General features: G+C 39.6%; 22 protein-coding genes. 7 read left to right on the top strand and 15 right to left on the bottom strand.

Translation table 11 applies throughout. The features are described 5' to 3' along the window. Positions 1-153 precede the first annotated feature (153 nt). Positions 154-1,263 (top strand): META and DUF4377 domain-containing protein, encoded by a 1,110-nt coding sequence (locus tag MKL51_RS15430; protein ID WP_005802909.1) that lies wholly within the window; start codon positions 154-156, stop codon positions 1,261-1,263. Between the two features lie 53 nt (positions 1,264-1,316). Here the strand turns inward: MKL51_RS15430 and gdhA are convergent, their stop codons facing one another. Next, a complete protein-coding gene (gene gdhA, locus MKL51_RS15435) occupies positions 1,317-2,720 on the bottom strand; it encodes an NADP-specific glutamate dehydrogenase (protein WP_017398662.1) in 1,404 nt (467 codons plus the stop codon). A gap of 272 nt (positions 2,721-2,992) precedes the next feature. On the opposite strand from gdhA, the gene MKL51_RS15440 reads away from it, so the two are divergent. Beyond that, a complete protein-coding gene (locus MKL51_RS15440) occupies positions 2,993-3,784 on the top strand; it encodes an RnfABCDGE type electron transport complex subunit B (protein ID WP_005802914.1) in 792 nt (263 codons plus the stop codon). Next, the gene (gene nth / locus MKL51_RS15445) at positions 3,785-4,474 is read left to right on the top strand and encodes an endonuclease III (RefSeq protein WP_002117539.1); all 690 of its coding nucleotides are present in this window, start codon (positions 3,785-3,787) and stop codon (positions 4,472-4,474) included. It abuts the gene before it with no gap. 37 nt (positions 4,475-4,511) lie between these two features. Here the strand turns inward: nth and MKL51_RS15450 are convergent, their stop codons facing one another. The 4 genes from MKL51_RS15450 to MKL51_RS15465 all read right to left on the bottom strand — a co-directional run bounded on the left by MKL51_RS15450 (position 4,512) and on the right by MKL51_RS15465 (position 7,354). Next, entirely contained in the window at positions 4,512-4,649 is a 138-nt protein-coding gene (locus MKL51_RS15450; RefSeq protein ID WP_329618766.1) for a hypothetical protein, read from the bottom strand. Positions 4,650-4,720: 71 nt separating this feature from the next. After that, positions 4,721-5,374, bottom strand: coding sequence for an adenylate kinase (gene adk, locus MKL51_RS15455; protein ID WP_002117671.1), 654 nt, complete (start codon positions 5,372-5,374; stop codon positions 4,721-4,723). A gap of 86 nt (positions 5,375-5,460) precedes the next feature. Next, positions 5,461-6,774 (bottom strand): membrane protein, encoded by a 1,314-nt coding sequence (locus tag MKL51_RS15460; protein ID WP_005070566.1) that lies wholly within the window; start codon positions 6,772-6,774, stop codon positions 5,461-5,463. A 61-nt stretch (positions 6,775-6,835) separates the two neighbouring features. Next, a complete protein-coding gene (locus MKL51_RS15465; RefSeq protein ID WP_002117557.1) occupies positions 6,836-7,354 on the bottom strand; it encodes a hypothetical protein in 519 nt (172 codons plus the stop codon). A gap of 235 nt (positions 7,355-7,589) precedes the next feature. Here MKL51_RS15465 and mrdA point away from each other — a divergent pair, with 235 nt between their 5' ends. Beyond that, positions 7,590-9,608 carry a penicillin-binding protein 2 gene (gene mrdA / locus MKL51_RS15470; RefSeq protein ID WP_107908833.1) on the top strand — a complete coding sequence of 673 codons (2,019 nt, stop codon included), beginning with the start codon at positions 7,590-7,592 and terminating at the stop codon, positions 9,606-9,608. Next, entirely contained in the window at positions 9,608-10,159 is a 552-nt protein-coding gene (rsmD, locus tag MKL51_RS15475; protein WP_005802925.1) for a 16S rRNA (guanine(966)-N(2))-methyltransferase RsmD, read from the top strand. Before mrdA ends, rsmD begins: the two co-directional genes overlap by 1 nt. A 41-nt stretch (positions 10,160-10,200) precedes the next feature. On the opposite strand, the gene MKL51_RS15480 is transcribed toward rsmD, so the two are convergent. From MKL51_RS15480 to MKL51_RS15520, 9 genes are all read right to left on the bottom strand, one after another. Continuing rightward, on the bottom strand, positions 10,201-10,770 hold the full coding sequence (locus tag MKL51_RS15480) for a HupE/UreJ family protein (RefSeq protein WP_005802927.1): 570 nt from the start codon (positions 10,768-10,770) through the stop codon (positions 10,201-10,203). Positions 10,771-10,779: 9 nt separating this feature from the next. After that, on the bottom strand, positions 10,780-11,394 hold the full coding sequence (ureG, locus tag MKL51_RS15485) for an urease accessory protein UreG (RefSeq protein WP_002117800.1): 615 nt from the start codon (positions 11,392-11,394) through the stop codon (positions 10,780-10,782). A gap of 23 nt (positions 11,395-11,417) precedes the next feature. Next, positions 11,418-12,083 carry an urease accessory protein UreF gene (locus tag MKL51_RS15490; RefSeq protein WP_005802929.1) on the bottom strand — a complete coding sequence of 222 codons (666 nt, stop codon included), beginning with the start codon at positions 12,081-12,083 and terminating at the stop codon, positions 11,418-11,420. After that, positions 12,070-12,552, bottom strand: a complete 483-nt coding sequence (ureE, locus tag MKL51_RS15495; RefSeq protein WP_005802931.1) for an urease accessory protein UreE — start codon at positions 12,550-12,552, stop codon at positions 12,070-12,072. Before ureE ends, MKL51_RS15490 begins: the two co-directional genes overlap by 14 nt. Before the next feature lie 70 nt (positions 12,553-12,622). Next, complete coding sequence (ureC, locus tag MKL51_RS15500; RefSeq protein ID WP_005802933.1) at positions 12,623-14,323, bottom strand: urease subunit alpha; 1,701 nt, start codon at positions 14,321-14,323, stop codon at positions 12,623-12,625. Positions 14,324-14,335: 12 nt separating this feature from the next. After that, a complete protein-coding gene (locus tag MKL51_RS15505) occupies positions 14,336-14,794 on the bottom strand; it encodes a GNAT family N-acetyltransferase (RefSeq protein ID WP_005802935.1) in 459 nt (152 codons plus the stop codon). After that, entirely contained in the window at positions 14,784-15,104 is a 321-nt protein-coding gene (locus tag MKL51_RS15510; protein WP_005802937.1) for an urease subunit beta, read from the bottom strand. The genes MKL51_RS15505 and MKL51_RS15510 overlap by 11 nt, the downstream gene beginning before the upstream one ends. Before the next feature lie 11 nt (positions 15,105-15,115). Then, positions 15,116-15,418, bottom strand: coding sequence for an urease subunit gamma (gene ureA / locus MKL51_RS15515; RefSeq protein ID WP_002117495.1), 303 nt, complete (start codon positions 15,416-15,418; stop codon positions 15,116-15,118). Positions 15,419-15,519: 101 nt separating this feature from the next. Further along, positions 15,520-16,395 (bottom strand): urease accessory protein UreD, encoded by an 876-nt coding sequence (locus MKL51_RS15520; protein ID WP_005802940.1) that lies wholly within the window; start codon positions 16,393-16,395, stop codon positions 15,520-15,522. Positions 16,396-16,596: 201 nt separating this feature from the next. Between MKL51_RS15520 and MKL51_RS15525 the strand changes: the two genes are divergently transcribed. Both MKL51_RS15525 and MKL51_RS15530 read left to right on the top strand, forming a co-directional pair. Beyond that, a complete protein-coding gene (locus tag MKL51_RS15525; protein ID WP_005070594.1) occupies positions 16,597-16,920 on the top strand; it encodes a hypothetical protein in 324 nt (107 codons plus the stop codon). Between the two features lie 187 nt (positions 16,921-17,107). Beyond that, entirely contained in the window at positions 17,108-17,578 is a 471-nt protein-coding gene (locus MKL51_RS15530; RefSeq protein WP_005075493.1) for a copper resistance protein NlpE, read from the top strand. A 55-nt stretch (positions 17,579-17,633) separates the two neighbouring features. Here MKL51_RS15530 and MKL51_RS15535 read toward each other — a convergent pair whose 3' ends face one another. Beyond that, a complete protein-coding gene (locus MKL51_RS15535) occupies positions 17,634-19,238 on the bottom strand; it encodes an isocitrate lyase (protein ID WP_002117581.1) in 1,605 nt (534 codons plus the stop codon). Between the last annotated feature and the right edge of the window lie 113 nt (positions 19,239-19,351).

Raw genomic sequence — 19,351 nt, forward strand, 5'->3', positions numbered from 1 at the left:
CCGTTTTGCGGGGTATACCATTATTTTTGTTGAAAATTAGAATAATTTACAAACTTATACATTTTAAAAACCGAAACAATCAAATGTTTACATTTTCTTTTTTTAAGAATGTTTTAAGCTTATTACTGTTGTTTTTTTACTTGAAGTTTTTAAATGAAAATTAAATATTTAATTCTTGCGTTATTACCTTTTTCTTTGATGGCGTGTCAAACAGTTACTAATACTCCTGCTCCAATTGTTTCTGAGCAACAACAAAACCTTGCAACCACTTTAGGTGAATATGCATGGACTTATCAAAATGTAAAAGCTTCTAAACCACTTATTCTTAACTTTAATGCAGATGGTAAATTAGCCATTAATACGGGCTGTAATGGCCAAGGCGGTACTTGGAAAGTTGAAGGCAACCAACTTGTTACTTCTAATCTTGTTTCAACGATGATGGCTTGCCAAGATGATTTAATGAAACAAGAACAACTTTCTACTAGCATCTTTAATGAAGCAAAATTACCAATTGAAATTAGCAACACTAATGGTCAGGTGATTTTAACGGTGACAGATAAAACTGGTCAAAAACACATTTTCCAAGGTCAAAAAGCAGTTAATACTCAAGCTTTAACAGATTACTCTTGGTCATATCAGCCTGAAAATACTAAAAAGCCAATCGTTCTTAACTTTACAAATGATCGTTTATCTATCGCAACAGGTTGTAACCGCCAAGGAACAACTTGGAAAGTTGAAAATAATACGATTGTAACAGCTGACGTAATGTCGACAATGATGGCATGTGAACCTGCTTTAATGAAACAGGAACAGTTCTCTAGCAGCCTCTTCCAAAAACGTGCAGTTCCGTTTGAACTCAATACTACAAATGTTGATCAACCAACATTGACAGTATCTGATGCTCAAGGTCAGAAATATACTTTCACTGGTAAAATGACACCTGAAGCAAAATATCAATCTGAAGGAAAAACAGTTTTCCTAGAAGTTGCTCCAGAAACTAAATCTTGTACTGGTGTTGCGCCACAAACTTGTATGCAAGTTCGTGAAATTAAATATGATGACAAAGGTGTTAAAACTTACGCTGACAAAAACTGGTCATTATATTACGGTCAAATCGAAGGGTTTGAACATAAACCGGACCAACGCGTAATTTTGCGTGTAAAACGTTTTGAAGTGAAAAACCCAGCTGCAGACCAATCTAGTCAAGCAGATGTATTAGATATGGTTGTAGAACAAGAGTTAGTTAAAAAACCTAAAAAATAAGTTTTTAGACTAAAAAAATCCGATGCTTATGCATCGGATTTTTTATTTCTATCTTAGAAAATACCTTGAGCAAGCATTGCATCAGCAACTTTTACAAAACCTGCAATATTGGCACCGTCTACATAGTTCACACTACCGTCTTCTTTAGTACCATATCTTACACAGTTGGCATGAATGTCTTTCATAATTGCATGTAAACGTTCATCGACCTCAGCATGGGTCCAGCCTAAACGAATTGCATTTTGAGACATTTCTAAACCAGAAGTTGCCACACCACCCGCATTAGATGCTTTACCTGGCGCATACAAAATTTTAGCTTCAATAAAATGTTCAACTGCTTCAAGTGTAGATGGCATATTAGCGCCTTCAGCTACACAAATGACACCGTTAGAAATAAGTGTTTTAGCGTCCTCACCTGTTAATTCATTTTGCGTAGCACATGGCAAAGCAATATCGACAGGAATATGCCAAGGCGTTTTTCCTTCAAAATATTCAAAACCATGTTTAGAAGCAAACTCGGAAATACGACCACGTTTAACGTTTTTTAGTTCCATTACTTCAGCAAGTAACTCATCTGTAAAACCATTTTTTAAATAAACTGTGCCGTTTGAGTCCGACAAGGTAACAACCTTTGCTCCTAAGAACATTGCTTTTTCCGCCGCATATTGTGCGACGTTACCAGAACCTGAAACAGAAACAGTTTTACCAGCAAAAGATTGTCCACGGGCTTTAAGCATTTCTTCTGCAAAATAAACCGTACCATAACCAGTTGCTTCAGGACGCATTAAGCTACCACCAAATGAAATTCCCTTACCGGTAAAGACACAAGCGGTGTCATTACTCAGCTTTTTCATCATACCTGCCATATAACCAACTTCACGCGCACCCACACCAATGTCACCCGCAGGAATATCCGTATTTGGCCCTAAATGGCGATAAAGCTCAATCATGAGTGCCTGACAGAATCGCATAATTTCAGCATCAGATTTACCTTTAGGATCAAAATCTGAACCACCTTTCCCGCCACCCATTGGTAAAGTAGTAAGTGAGTTTTTAAAAGTCTGCTCAAAACCTAAAAATTTTAAAATTGATAGATTGACCGACGGATGGAAACGCATTCCACCTTTGAATGGACCAATTGCTGAATTGTATTGAACGCGGAAAGCACGGTTAACTTGAGTCTGGCCTTGATCATCCATCCATGAAACACGGAATTGAATCACACGCTCTGGTTCAACCAAACGTTCTAGTAATCCCTGCTCTGCATATTCCGGATTTTTTTCAATAAATGGCCACAAACTCGTCATGACTTCTTCGACAGCTTGCAAGAACTCAGGTTGATGCGGATCACGCGCTTGCACGTAATTCAGGAATTCATTCAGGTTGTTGTATTTCAATGCACGGTCCTCAGCATAGTAATGAATTAAATTGGTGCAATACATTTTTAAATGCATCATTTAGCAGCAAAATATTAAATCCCTTTCCATCAATTTTAACAATACTTATTTTAAATTATTTTATTTATCTTAATTATCAAAAACTTATTTTTAGAAAAACTACTTAAAAATAAGAAATAGTCATTTATCTTTTCATTTTTATTGATCTATTATTGTGCAATATTAGCTACATTTTAGGTCAATCAAAAAGCCAATAAATTCGTTAAAATCCATTGACCTTACTTAGGTTTTTCTTCATTATCGCATCGTTTTAACCAAGCTATTTGCCCACTATGAATTCATCTATTTCTCTCATACGCGAGATTGATGCGTTATTACCACAGACTCAGTGTGGTTTATGTGGACATCGTGATGGATGTCTACCCTACGCAAAGTCGATTGCTGAAGGTGAAGAAGCAAATAAATGCGTTCCAGGTGGACAGCCTGTAGCCGATGCACTCGCAAATCTATTAAATCGTCCTGTGTTAACCGCTGAAACTAGTGTATGGCCTGTGCAGGTCGATGGGCGCCCTCAGCGAATGAAGGCGATTATTCGGGAAGATGAATGTATTGGTTGTACCAAATGTATTAGTGCTTGCCCTGTAGATGCTATTATTGGAAGTGGTAAGCTCATGCATACCATCTTGACTGACTTATGTACAGGTTGTGAGTTATGTATTCCACCTTGTCCGGTAGATTGCATTGATTTGGTCGAAGACACGCAAGCATTACCAAATGAGCAACAGCGTATTGCTGAACAAAATGATTTAAGACAACGTTATTACGCTCACATTCAGCGCGAAGAAAAACGTCGTACTCACCGTAAAGGGCCTGTAGTACGTGCTGAAATTGATACCCAACTGTTTGCCCAGTTCTCTCAGGCACTTGATGAAGTACCTTCAATTGAGCTCATCGAGAAACCCAAAGAAGTTGTGTCAACTGATGCAAAAACTACAATTGAGTTAGCGAAAATTCGTACGCAAATTAAGAAACTGGAAAAACAACTCAGTGTACGTGAAGATGCTAAAAAACGTCTTCAACTTGAAGAACTTCAACAGCAACTCATGCAATTACAGGAGGTCTGAATGGCCGTCAAGAATATGACGAAAAAGCAGATTCAAATTTTCTTTGAACGCCTTCGCGAACAACGACCTTCACCTCAAACCGAGTTAAAATATTCATCTCCATTTGAGCTACTTATTGCAGTTATGTTGTCAGCTCAAGCGACCGACGTAAGTGTTAATAAAGCAACTGATAAACTCTACCCTGTGGCGAATACAGCTGAAAAAATCTATAACTTAGGCGTAGATGGGTTAAAGGAATATATCAAGACAATTGGTCTCTATAACGCAAAAGCCGAAAATGTCATCAAGACCTGTAAGATTTTAATGGAACAATTTAACGGCGAAGTTCCAAGCAACAGAAAAGATTTAGAAGCTTTACCAGGTGTCGGGCGTAAAACAGCCAATGTTGTTTTAAATACAGCTTTTGGACAACCAACTATGGCTGTCGATACCCATATTTTCCGAGTGGGTAATCGAACTGGCTTAGCCGTAGGTAAAAATGTACTTGAAGTTGAGCACCGCTTAATTAAAGTCATTCCCAAAGAATTTATTTTAGATTCACATCACTGGCTCATATTACACGGTCGTTATTGTTGTATCGCCCGTAAACCTAAATGTGCAGAATGTGTTGTTGCAGATGTCTGTAACTGGCCTGATCGCTTTGAATTTGGCGCACAAAAGCAAATTGCCATTAAAAATATTGAAGCTTAAAAATATGGTTGGGTATAGGGATCATACCCAATCAAACTTACTTTAGACGTTTTTTTTCATTACGCTCTTCTTTTACTTGTTTTTGAACCTGTCTTAGCATTTTGTAGCTTTGAAAAGCCAAAAATATTACTAGTGCCAGACTCAGCAATACCACCAAAATCAATATGATTTTCATATTGTTCTCCTGCACCTAATGAAAGAAATGAGCCCTCACAAAGAGGGCTCATTATCACAAACAATATTAAATTATTTGTCTAAGATGTTGAACAAATCTTTTTGTACATCTTCAATTGTACGCAAGCCATCAAGCTTGTCATAAGTTGGAGCATTTTCACCAGAAGCAGCACGGCCTTGATAGAAACCAACCAATTGCTCAGTTTCAGTGTGATAAGACGCTAAACGCTTACGGATTGTTTCTTCTTGGTCATCTGGACGTTGAACAAGATCTTCACCAGTTTCATCATCTTTGCCTTCCACTTTAGGTGGATTGTATACAGTGTGATAAACACGGCCAGAAGCTGGATGCTGACGACGACCAGAAAGACGTTTTACGATTTCTTCATCAGGAACATCAATTTCAATCACGTGATCAATGCTAATCCCTTCTTTTTCCAGAGCTTCAGCTTGTGGAATAGTACGTGGGAAACCATCGAAAATGCAGCCATTTGCACAGTCAGGTTGAGCAATACGTTCTTTTACTAAACCGATAATAAGTTCATCTGAAACCAAACCACCAGATTCCATTACACTTTTAGCTTTTAGACCTAATTCAGTACCTTCACGAATCGCAGCACGGAGCATATCACCGGTTGAAATTTGTGGGACATTGTAGCGCTTACAGATCAACTGAGCCTGAGTCCCTTTGCCTGCTCCAGGTGGTCCGAGTAAAATAATGCGCATAAAAAACATCCTCATTTAAAACAATGAATATGAAGTCCGGCAGAAAAAGTCTCGTTAATCTTCAATAGATCCTGCCTGACATCGAATTATAAGAAAGCCACAAACAAATGTATTGTACCAGCAATAAATCCGGTTACCCCACCTAGTACAATAAGAATCCACTCATCCTCCTGAAATGCAGGACGTAATAAATTCTGAAATTCTTTTGGTGTAAGTTCACGAATACGCTCTTTAAACATTTGAAAAATCTTCTGTGCCCGGCTTGCGTTCAGTGCTGGGTCACATACGGGTCCCATCGTAATTTCAATTGAACGATCAATCAAGTCCGTCTTTAATCTTGCGTACTCTCTTGGCCCTAAAGAAAGCTGTAAAGAGGTGCGAACTAACGGAGTTTCCATGATTTCGTTAATATGACGCTTAACAATGCGGCGCGTTTTATCTTTACGCGGCCCATACATCATTTCGGTCATAATCGATTTTAACGTGATCAAATCTTCTGTGACTACGCTCGAAAATACATCAGAGACTTCCTCTTGACGCTTCATAAAAGCGCCTTGGACATTATAAGTCCCAATTCGAAGAACTGGTACAATCCATGGAAACTTACGATCTTTTGTTAATCTAAAAATCTGTGGATAACGAATATAATGCGGCTCAATTGGGTTAAATACCATCCAGATTGCGATCCAGTTAGTTAAAAAGCCCCAAATTGCAGCCCAAAATGGTACTGTCCAGTGCCATGGTACTACAAACCAAACCACCATTTGGAAAATACCAAAGAACATGCCAATCAGTGCACTAATATGCCAAATAAAGTTAATTTCTTTTTGACCTACCTTTAAGAACATACGTACCATTAAACGGCGATCACCTTCCATCTGGCTCACGACCATTTCACGCATGTTAACCAGTGACTCTACATTCATGGTCAGCTCAGTCACTAATTCTTTTAGCACACCCGGCAATTGCTTATGTGCTTGAGCATAAATACGGCGTTTAATTGAATAAGGTAGATTTTCCCAAAGCACAGCATTACGATCGATCATGACTTCATCAATAAGATGTTCAAGTTCAAAACCGACTTGTTCACCAATAATACGGGCCATATCTTCAGGATCCATTGCTTCTAAAAATTCACGCAATGAACCCAATTTAGATAAAGTGTTATCGGTAATAATCCCAGAGATACGTCCTGCTTTACGTGGCACAATACCTTGCCAACCTACTGGCAAGGGTCCTAAATGGAATCCCCAAAATTTAATTGGGTAAAATACCATTTTTAAAGCCATCCACACATGTGCCCATGTGACAAAAGCCGTTACAGGAATAATACTCAAAACGGCCCAAAAATCAGGTCTGTGTAAAAAGGTCTGCCACAATCCACTGACGTACTCTAACATGTAAGACTCTCGTATTTATTTGTGCTCTGCTTATGGCGAGTTAACGATAAACTGCTTTGTTTTATAAACCAAAACTTAGAGAATAAGAAAATTGAATTTGTGGTTTCGTATCTGCAGCAACATTTCCGTTCTGGTCGGTTAATTTTTCAGCCGCACCGATACCCACACTAAAAGTGCTAATTCTTTCTGAATTTAACCACACATAGGCTAAATCAACACCCGCACCTAAACGGGATTTAAAATCACCATCGACCTCTTTACTATCAAGATGACCAGCATAGAAACCGATATAGTAACCATTTTTGTCTGTGCCAGTAAGATAATAAGGGTATCGGAAGCCAACTTGACCACCAGCGGTTTTGTCACCATTCAAAAATGCACCGGCTTTGGCATAGGCAATACCATACGGATTTACCCACTCACCGTTAAGATGTAATAATTTTTGAGTAACGCCTGCACCCACATTCCAGGTAGATGCATTATGTCCTGCTAATTTTGCTTCCGGAAGAAACGAGTAGTCTTGAGCATGGGCCCAACTACTTACTGTCAAAACTGCAAGTAAGGGATAAATTTTTCTCATTATTTTCTCCATTTTCCCTAATCGTATGGTGAGAACAACCCTATTCTATTGAATGAGAGACTTTAACAGAATTATTTTGCTTCTTATATACAAGTATCTACAATTTTGTTGTCTGCAAAGTCAAAAAGTATCTTATTAAAATGCAATGAAACTTTGAAAATTGTGCAATATTTTAAGCGCTCTTGCGTTAGAATAAGCAGCTATTTTTCTACCCTATGTCATTAAGTCGATCCTTATGAAACAGCACTTTCCTTTAAAAGATATCCAGCAAGAAAAGCGCATTTATCGAGGTCGTATCTTTTTTGCCGTAGGGATCGTGACCATCTGCTTATTAGTCTTAATTAGCAGATACGCTTACCTGCAAATTTTTCACTACGACGAATTCTCGACTGCATCTGACAAAAACCGAATTCGCTTACAACCACTTCCGCCTGCTCGTGGTTATATCTATGACCGAAACGGTGTATTACTAGCAGATAACTATCCTGTTTTTACAGCAACTTTAAGTAAAACAGATGTAGAAGATGTTGATAGTGTCATTGAGCAATTACAGCCTATTTTAGATTTAACACAAGAAGATATTGACCGTTTTAAAAGCCGTATAAAAACTGCCCGTAAAACTGAACGCGTCGCGATTAAACTTAATCTAACTGAAGCCAATATTGCTAAATTTAGTGAAGCCAAATATAAGTTTCCGGGTGTTAGAATCGAGACACAAATGACTCGCTATTATCCACACGGTGAGTTATTTGCTCATGTGATTGGCTATGTCGGCCGTATTAACGACAAAGAATTAAAAAGTATTGATAAAGACTTATATGCTGGGACGAACCTAATTGGAAAGATTGGTGTTGAAAAAAGCTATGAAGACCTATTGCACGGAACACCCGGTTATGAATCTGTTGAAGCAGATGCGCATAGTAATGTATTACGTCATTTAGGTCGTAAAGACCCTACTCGCGGTAATGACCTCTATTTATCTTTAGATTACGGTTTACAAGTTGTCGCTTCTCAGCAGCTCGCAGGTCGTCGTGGAGCTATTGTCGCTATTGATCCTCGTACAGGTGAAATTCTAGCTTTAGTGTCTAGCCCAAGTTTTAACCCTAATTTGTTTGTGACTGGAATTAGTCATACTGACTACAGTTCACTACGTGACAATTTAGACCAACCTCTTTATAACCGTGCTGTGCAGGGTGTATATCCCCCTGGTTCTACCATTAAACCAATGGAAGCAATGGGTGGCCTACACTACGGTATTGTAGACTGGTCAACGGCAATTTCTGACCCTGGTTATTTCCATCTACCAGGTGATTCACATAAGTTCCGTGACTGGAAAAAATCTGGTCATGGCATCGTGAACATGCATAAAGCCATCATTATGTCATGTGATACCTATTTTTATATTCTTGCCCATCAAATGGGTATTGATCAAATGAACCAATGGATGCGCCAATTTGGATTTGGTCAAAAAACAGGTGTCGATTTACCAAGTGAAAGTGAAGGCCTTTATCCAAGTCCTGAATGGAAAATGCGTACGCGTAAAGCGAAATGGATGAAGGGTGAAACTATTTCTGTCAGTATTGGTCAAGGCGCGTTTACAGCCACTCCATTACAGCTTGCGATGGCAACAGCAATTACGGCAAATCATGGTTCTCATGTAACGCCTCATGTTTTACGCGCAACGCATGGTGCAAAACCATTTACGGTACGTAATGCGCCTGATGGCAAAATCAAATTCAACGGCACGGATGAAGACTGGATTCAAATGCGTGATGCCATGATTGATGTAATTCAATCAGGTACTGGCCGCGGTATTCGTACTCCCCTCTACCAAATTGCAGGGAAAACAGGTACAGCACAGGTTAAGAGTATTGCACAGGGTAAACGCTATAACGAAGCAGCCTTGAGTGAACGTCAACTTGACCATGGTTTATTCGTTGGATTTGCCCCTGCTGAAAAACCTGAAATTTCGATTGCAGTCATTTGGGAAAATGGTCGTCATGGTGGTTCAGCTGCTCAACTTGCAAGACCTGTCTTTGATTACTGGCTATTAACTCGTAAGAAAAACCCGATTCGTCCAGCAAATCACCAAGTCAATGGCGGGTTAATGACAGCAGGTATTAAACCAGGTGAACTTCCAAGCGGCGGTGAAAGTTCTGGTCCAGCATCGGCTACAGCTACCACCAACAAACCAGCAGCATCAACACCGCAAGCTGCTCCTGCTCGTCCTGCTACCAATGAGGCCGATGAATAATGAAAAATCAATTACGTATAATTGGCGGCGAATGGAAAAGACGAGTACTGCCTTTCGCTAGCATTGATGGCTTACGCCCAACCCCAGATAGAGTACGCGAAACTCTATTTAACTGGCTCATGTGGGATATTCAAAATGCTCAAGTTCTCGACATCTGTACAGGCTCTGGTGCATTAGGTTTTGAGGCTCTGTCACGTGGTGCTGCATCTGTTTATATGATTGAGCCTGACAAAACTCAGGCACGATTTTTAAAAGATAATATTGAACTATTAAAAGCCCAAAACTGTCATCTAATTAATGCAACGGCTCAACAAGCTCTACCCCGCTTAAAAGAACAGTTCGATGTGGTTTTTTTAGATCCACCCTATAGTCTTAATTTATGGCATGAGCTCTCGAACTTGGCCGAGACTCATATTAAAAAAAATGGGTATATTTACGTTGAAGCTGACCGAGATTTATCTCAGCTTCATCTTCCAGCCACATGGCAACAAGTTAAAACCACTAAAGCTGGTACAGTTCACGCGGGGCTTTACCAGAAAGTAAACGAATAAAAAAGGTAGCTCAAAGCTACCTTTTTTTTGCAAGGTTTTAGTTAGCTTAAGCCAATCACTGCAACAACTGCTGCACAGGCGCCAACAATTTTTTTGCCATATGGCACATATCGGGTAAGCACAGCACCCAACACCAATCCACCCAAATAGATGAGCGCCATACCAGCAACCATACCAGTTACTAATGCAACAATATGCCCCGCGTGCGCTAACTCAACACCATGAGCCATACCATGGAAACTTGCAAGCAAAGCCGCAGCAATTGGTAGAACTTTATTTGATTTTGTCCATAGAGCAATTGCTGTAATAACTAAAGAAGCAACAATGCCGTATTCAGCTATATTAACTGGTACCAAACCTTGAGCACCTATTAAAAAGCCTACAATTAAGGTAGTACTTAAGGCAATGACTCCAGCAATTTTCCACTGTTTAGCAGCTGACCACAACAAGACACCAAAACCTAAAGCCATGACTAAATGATCTAGACCGGTAAACGGATGAATAAAGCCTGCCATAAAACCAGAATGTGCATGGTCATGTCCCGGATGGGCCATTGCAAGAGCCGGCAATAATGAAAGGAGCGCTACACTCCATTTTTTCATGAAGTCCATAATCTCTCCTTAAGCTTTAAACAGCCCTTGTTTCTCAATAAATTGGATAATTTCTTCAAGACCATCTTGTGTTTTCATGTTTGAAAATAAGAATGGCTTTTCTCCGCGCATGCGTTTCGCATCTTGGTCCATTACATCAAGGTTTGCACCTACCATTGGCGCAAGGTCAGTTTTATTAATAATGAGTAAATCTGACTTGGTAATACCCGGCCCACCTTTACGAGGAATTTTTTCACCACCAGCTACATCAATCACATATAGAGTTAAATCAGAAAGTTCAGGACTAAATGTCGCTGCCAAATTATCCCCACCGCTTTCAATGATAATAAGTTCTAAGCCTTCGAATTTTTCACACAAATCATCAATTGCAGCCAAGTTAATTGAAGCATCTTCACGAATTGCGGTATGCGGGCAACCACCAGTTTCTACCCCCACAATACGATCTGGTGACATCGCCTCATTACGGGTTAAGAAGTTTGAATCTTCTTTGGTGTAAATATCATTTGTCACCACAGCCATATTGTATTTATTACGCAAGGCTAAACATAAATTAAGTGTAAGTGCTGTTTTACCCGAACCCACTGGTCCGCCAATTCCAACTCGTAATGGACTACGCTCTGTCATGATTTTTATCCTTTTTCCTAAACTTAAGATCTGAATAACCGTGAATATTGTGTTTCGTGTTTCATGCTCAGCATGGCATAACGAGGTAAAGCGCTGCTCAATTGCTCGTCATTAAGCTTCAAAGCTTTCTCTACCGCTTGTGGTACTAAACCATGTAAGTGCCATAAAATTCTTTGCCCAGCCATCTGTCCTAAAGGAACAGTTTTTACTGCAGCTAAAACCTGATTTTCTAAAACAGTGAAGGTATAAGCCGTAAGTACATCCATCTCGTTGAGTTCGAGTCGGCCACAAAGCTGTGCATAGACTGGTACGAAACCAAACTGCTTTTTAACCTCAACTGTTTTTTTTAAAACATCTTTAATCCACGCATTTAAAGAAAATGCCAGCTGTTGAGATTCTGCCAAAAGTTCTTTACTTTCTCGGCTTGCCTTATACAAATTTGCCCAAACCAGAAACTGTTCTGAGTCATCATGATGCTGCATGAGACGCTTTAATACGGGCAACTCAAACCGTACTAACAGCATTTCAAGAACTTCTTCAAAGTAAGCAATTGCTGAGGTTTCGTCATGTATTAGGCCAATATCAATTGCCGTTTCCACCCCTTGTGAATAACAATACGCCCCAACTGGCAATGCCGTAGAAGACAGTGTCAGCAGTTGCAGTAATTGCGCGGCACTATGAATGGACATGATGTAAAGCTTTGATTGGGCTTAAACGATGATCATGACTATGCTGCGCATAAGCACCACTTTCAGGTTCAAACGGATGATCAGTTTCTGAAACTGTAAGTCCTAAACCTTCTACCATTTCTGCAAGCACATGATCAGGCTCAAAATACAAAGCTGCAGGGGTCAACATTAACGGTACATGTCTATTACCTAAGTGATAGGCAGCTTTAAGTAAATCAAAATCGGTTTGAGAAGTGACTTGCATTAATCGCTCAGGCTTGGCATCAACACGTAATACATCGCCCTCTTGCGTTGCAATATATGAACCACTACGCAAAATGCCAGTACGCGGTAAATCCGCACCAATATCGATGCCACTCGCTAAAGCCGCTCGAAAGCGGGATTTTTGGCGGGTATCAAAAGTCAGTTCAACCGTTTCAAATGCCTGATCAGGAGAAATATCTTCAAGTCGTTGGGTGTAAATTTTCATTTAGCTTCTCTCTCCTTATTTATTTCTTTCATATCTAGAGTAATGAGACATATCATCTCTATAAAATTCATCAAAATAAGAAATAACGCTGAGCCATTGGTAATGTGTCTGCAGGTTCACACGTTAATAATTCACCATCAGCCCGCACCTCGTAAGTTTCAGGATGAACATGCATGACTGGACAATATGTGTTGTGCTTCATATCGGCTTTAGTAATTGCACGCGTGTTTTTACATGGGCTAATTAACTTTTTAAGATTTAGTTTCTCAGCAACTTTTTCATCAATTGCCACTTGAGATAAAAAGGTAATACAGGTGTTATGTACACCACGCGGATAGGCACCAAACATTGGGCGATAATGCACGGGTTGAGGTGTCGGAATTGAAGCATTAATGTCACCCATCGGTGCCGCTGCAATCATGCCACCTTTAATAATCATGGAAGGTTTTACACCAAAAAATGCAGGCTTCCATAACACTAAATCAGCAAGTTTTCCAACTTCAATCGAACCAATTTCATGGCTTAAACCATGGGTAATGGCTGGGTTAATTGTATATTTGGCAATGTAGCGTTTAACGCGATTGTTATCATGAAACTCATTATCACCCTCTAAAGGACCACGTTGAATTTTCATTTTATGAGCAGTTTGCCAAGTACGTATAATTACTTCACCCACACGACCCATCGCCTGAGAGTCAGAGGACATCATGGCAATTGCGCCTAAGTCTTGCAAAATATCTTCAGCGGCAATAGTTTCACGGCGAATACGGCTTTCTGCAAAAGCAATATCTTCAGCAATTGCTGGGTCTAAATGGTGGCAAACCATGAGCATGTCTAAATGCTCATCAATGGTATTAATCGTATAAGGACGTGTTGGATTAGTTGAAGATGGCAACACATTACTTTGTCCAATTGCCTTTAAAATGTCAGGTGCATGCCCACCACCCGCGCCTTCGGTATGGTACGTATGAATCGTGCGATCTTTAAATGCAGCTAGAGTCTCTTCTAAAAACCCACCTTCATTTAAAGTATCTGTATGAATTGCAACCTGCACATCAAACTCATCTGCCACACTCAAGCAGTTATCAATGGCTGCTGGTGTTGAACCCCAATCTTCATGCAGCTTTAAACCAATTACCCCAGCTTTAATTTGCTCTCGAATTGGGGCTGGCAAACTCAAATTACCTTTGCCTAACAGTCCAATGTTCATAGGTAAATCATCAATGGCTTGCAACATGGTCGCAATATGCCAAGGCCCTGGAGTCACTGTCGTTGCCGAAGTACCTGCCGCAGGTCCCGTACCACCACCCACCATTGTTGTTGTCCCCGACATTAGTGCCGTTTCAACTTGCTGTGGGCAAATCCAGTGAATGTGAGTATCAATACCACCTGCCGTTAAAATTTGGCCTTCACCCGCAATCACTTCTGTTGCAGCACCTAAAGGAATAGTAATGTCAGGTTGAATATCAGGATTTCCAGCTTTCCCTATTTTCCAAATTCGACCATTTTTTAAGCCAACATCAGCTTTTACAATCCCCCACCAATCGACAATCAAAGCATTGGTAATCACAGTGTCGGCAACTTCATCAGCTAAAAGTTGAGATTGCCCCATTCCATCACGAATAACTTTGCCACCGCCAAACTTAACTTCTTCACCATAAGTCGTTAGATCTTGCTCAACCTCAATAAAAAGCTCTGTATCAGCCAAGCGAATACGATCACCAACCGTTGGACCAAACATTTCAGCATATGCACGACGTGACATTTTCATATGATTAGTTCCTTATTTTTCTGATGGCAAAGCATAATATTTTGTCATCGGGATAAACCGGATTCCCCATTTTTCAGCAGCATCACCACTTACAATAAAACCAAATTTTTCATAGACATCTTGAGCATAAAAACTTGAATTTACCGTAATTTTCTCAACGTCTATATTTTCATTTTTAATTTTTTCTTCTATGAAATCCCAAAGCTGTCGCCCTAGACCTAGTTTCAAATGCATTTTTTTAATAAAAAAATGCATTAAATGTGAGGGTTCCATATAAGCGACTATACCCACGATCTGTTGATCAATCTCTCCAACAAAATAATGAATATCTTCTCGATCAAAAATTGTTTGTATGACTTCTGGTTTAAAGCGTGAGCGCCCTTCTTCATTTGCAATCACTTGATCTACATATGGAGCGATTATGGCAACGATAGTATCTGTGTCATCTTTCATTGCTTTTCTAATCAACATTTTCATCCAAACGCCCCATGACTCGACCAGCAAAACCATATACTTCTCGCTTACCCGCTAAAGCAACAAGCTCCACTTCCCGACTTTGTCCCGGTTCAAAACGTATTGCTGTGCCTGCAGCGATATTTAATCGAAAGCCTTTCGCTGTTTCTCGGTCAAACTGTAGTGCATCATTTGCTTCATAAAAATGAAAATGAGAACCCACCTGAATAGGTCGATCACCAATATTAGCAACTACAATTTTTAAAGTTTGTCGCCCAACATTCAGCTCAATGTCTGCATCTGGAGTAATGATTTCACCAGGGATCATAAACGCTCCTTTTATACGATTGGCTGATGAACAGTGACTAACTTCGAGCCATCAGGAAAAGTTGCTTCGACCTGAACCTCAGCAATCATTTCTGGCACACCATCCATCACATCTTCGCGCTTTAATAAAGTTGTTCCGTAATGCATCAAGTCACTCACCGTCATACCGTCCCGTGCCCCTTCAAGCAAAGCAGCAGAAATAAAAGCGATAGCTTCCGGATAATTTAGCTTTAAGCCACGAGCTTTACGGCGCTCAGCGACTAGCCCTGCGGTAAAAATAAGTAATTTATCTTTTTCTGTTGGATTGAGTTCCATATCTCTTTCCTAAATAGCATCTAACTTTCTTTAAGCAAAATACGTGCTCAAAAGCAGCATACTTGTTTTAATCGTTTTTTAAATACGCAATTTAACGTAACTTAGGTTCTCCAAATTCTCGGAAATTCTTCATATAAATCAAACCAATAACGTCTTAATCTTGCTCTTATTGCCGCAAATGCATCATGGCAATGTCGGACATCATTTCCCAAGAAACGCGCACAAACCACATCATCTAATAATGTTAAAGTTACAGGTGCTTGCATACGCATTATCAATTCGCGAATGAGTTCGAGCTGTTGTTCCAAATAAAATGAAGACCGATATTTCTCAGGTGCTACGGCCCAAAAACTTCCCATTACTGCTTGATTATTCATACCTAAACACGAACTAAGCCAACGGTCTTCACCCTCAAAAAACAATGTATCTGCAACCAATAATTTTTGTTCTCGCCACAACTTAAACTGGTTGTGATAACTTCCCTGCACAAAACGTTCAGCGCGTGCCTGCCGCCCGAGTACCAACATATCCCAGCCAATAAAACTGGCAGCATGGTCAAGATGAATATGAGTTTCTGAGTGTGCTAGAGCTCCGTCAAACAGCATCGTTTCTTGTGGAACCCACTCCAAAATAGACTGATCTCGCACATGAAGATGAATATGCTGAAAGGCTTGCTTTCCATTGGTTTTATACCACTTTCCCGCACCAGGAGTCGTTACAACCGCATGAGCTTGATCTTTGGTTTCGATTTGAAAAGTAAGATGATCTCCTCCTGCGATTCCTGCTGGAGGATGTACAATAATCGCATGACATACGCCTGTTTTTTCAGGCCAGAGCATTTTTTGCACCCTTACAGGGCCATGGTGCTTTCTATGACTCATTATGGTGCGCGAATTTTCAAAACAAAATCCGAGCTCTAATCGCGCATACCAAAATGGTGCTAAAGAGTTTTTTGAAAACGTTTGTACCTGATTCATTCTGGTTCATATGTTCAAAATAAGTGCTTAAAGCTATAAGCAAAATACGCACCAAATATAAAAATAAGCAAAATGATAAAATTAGATACAATTTTTTGATTTTAATGAGTTAAAAAACAATCAATGTCTAACATAAAACCACAGTAACTTATGGAATTATTTATACAATAGCGCCCACCGTTGCTTCCATACTTGCTCTCCATGAAACTTTTTTTCGTGTTAACGCCACTTGTCTTTTTAACTGGGTGTATTTTTGGCCAATCTAGTGAGGTCAAACGTGCAGAAAAAATTCTCCATAATTTTGAATGTAAAAATGTTGAGACAAGTCAGATTGCAACAAGTTCAATTAATTCTTACTACCAACAGTCTTTAGCGGTAAGCAAAGAAAAGGCGACTTCATATGTAGAGAGTTATAAAAATGGTGAAGAGTTATTTGACATGCCGCTAGATGAAGTTTTAAAGCAACAATATCAACTTTATAAATCAGCTTGTGATTCTTTAGGTGGGGTTTCTTCTCAACCTTAATATATAGAGGTATTCGCTAATTTTTTAGTGGATACTTTTTTTTAATTTTATATCTTTCTTTTTTGATTAAATTTTACTCAATTTACCTTTTGTTAAAATTAAATTACATACTTAAACTTTTATTAGGCTCTTATATTTCATAGCCTGTTTACTTGTTTTTTATTTATTTTCCGAGGTTTAGATCATCATGAAAAAAACATTATTATCAGTAGCACTCTTAAGTATCCTTCTTGCCGCTTGTAGCAAAAATGAAAATAAAGCCGACACGACAACTCAAGCATCTGCTCCAGCACAAACCACTGAAGCCAATAATAATGCTGTAGATACCGCGCACACAGCTGAAAACTCACTCGATTGGGACGGCACATATAAAGGCACTCTTCCATGCGCAGACTGTGAAGGTATTAAAACCGAATTAGAACTTAAAGATGATAAAACCTACGAGCTAACCGAAACTTATCTTGGTAAAGGTGACACCAACCCATTTGAAACCCATGGTACCTTTACTTTCGACAAAGATAATACTTCAGTTATTACGTTAGATGATAAAGGCCAAAATCGTAAATTCTTTATTGGTGAAAATACTGCAACTGCTTTAGATATGGAAGGTAAAAAAGTTGAAGGCTCTTTAGCTGAACACTATGTTTTGAAAAAATAATTTTTAATAATTAAAAAACCCGCTCATTTGAGCGGGTTTTTTTATGAATCAATTCTTAGTGAGCTGCGAATTGGTTCATTGTGTTTTTAGCATCGTCATGTGCTTTAAGAGCGTTATCACCAGAGAAGATTTCTTTGTGATCATCACCGATGTCAGAACCCGCCATTGCTTGGTGTTTAACACAAGCGATACCACCGCGGATTTCTTTACGTTGTACACCAGCAACATAAGCCAACATACCTTCAGAACCGAAGTAACCTTGTGCAAGCTCATGAGTAGAAAGAGCAGCAGTATGGTAAGTCGGAAGTGTGATCAAGTGATGGAACACACCCGCTTCACGAGAAGCATCTGCTTGGAAAGTACGGATCTTGTCATCAGCATCAGCAGCTAATTCAGTGTTGTCATATTCAGCACTCATTAATTTAGCGCGGTCATATGCAGAAACGTCTTTACCTTCAGCAACCCAACGGTCGTAAGCTTGTTGACGGAAGTTTAAAGTCCAGTTGAATGATGGGCTGTTGTTATAAACAAGCTTAGCATTTGGAACAACTTCTTTAACACGGTTAACCATGTGTGCGATTTCTTCTACGTTTGGAGTCGCAGTTTCGATCCAAAGAAGGTCAGCACCATTTTGTAAGCTAGACACACAGTCAAGTACAACACGGTCAATTTGAGTGTCAGCACGGAACTGATATAAGCCAGAAGGTAAACGCTTAGGACGGTGTAATTTACCATCACGCTTGATTAAGATTTCATCTTCTTGAGCATCAGCAATGTCAATTTCTTGAGTATCTAAGTAGCTGATGTATTGAGAAGCGATGTCACCTGGCTCTTTAACCACTGGGATTTTTTGAGTCAAGTCAGCGCCTTCAGAGTCAGTACGCGCAACAATGATACCTTCTTCAAGACCCATTTCTAAGAATGCATAACGTAATGCATGGATCTTAGCGATGAAGTCTTCGTGTGGAACAGTTACTTTACCAGCTTGGTGACCACATTGTTTAGCATCAGAAACTTGGTTTTCGATTTGAAGCGCACAAGCACCAGCTTCGATCATTTTCTTAGCAAGTAAGTAAGTTGCTTCTTCGTTACCGAAACCAGCATCGATGTCCGCAATAATTGGCACAACGTGAGTTTCAAAGTTGTCGATTTGAGCTGTGATTTCAGCTGCTTTAGCAGTATCACCAGCTTCTTGTGCTTTTTTAAGCGCACGGAATAAATCGTTTAATTCTTTTGCGTCAGCTTGACGTAAGAAAGTATAGATTTCTTCGATCAATGCAGGAACAGAAGTTTTTTCGTGCATAGATTGGTCAGGAAGTGGACCAAATTCAGAACGAAGAGCAGCAACCATCCAACCAGAAAGGTAGATATAACGTTTGCTTGTAGTACCGAAATATTTTTTGTTCGCAATCATTTTTTGTTGTGCGATGAAACCATGCCAGCAACCTAATGATTGAGTGTATTTGCTTGAGTCAGCATCGTATTCAGCCATATCACGACGCATAATCGCAGCTGTATACTTAGCAATATCTAAACCAGTTTTGAAACGGTTTTGAAGTTGCATACGAGCAGCATCTTCTGGGCTAATGTCTGCCCAAGTATTGCCGAATTTTGCTTTTAATTGACGTACTGCATCAATCGCTGTTTGATATGTAGTCATGATATTGTCCTGTATTCATTTTAGGATTTCATCGATTGAAGCCTAGAGTCACGTTACTTAAATTTCTTATGACACCAGCTGCTTCCTCATGAACACAGCTTAGACTTAGCCAA

It is taken from the genome of Acinetobacter sp. AOR18_HL, assembly GCF_027855145.1.
Classification (GTDB): domain Bacteria; phylum Pseudomonadota; class Gammaproteobacteria; order Pseudomonadales; family Moraxellaceae; genus Acinetobacter; species Acinetobacter pittii.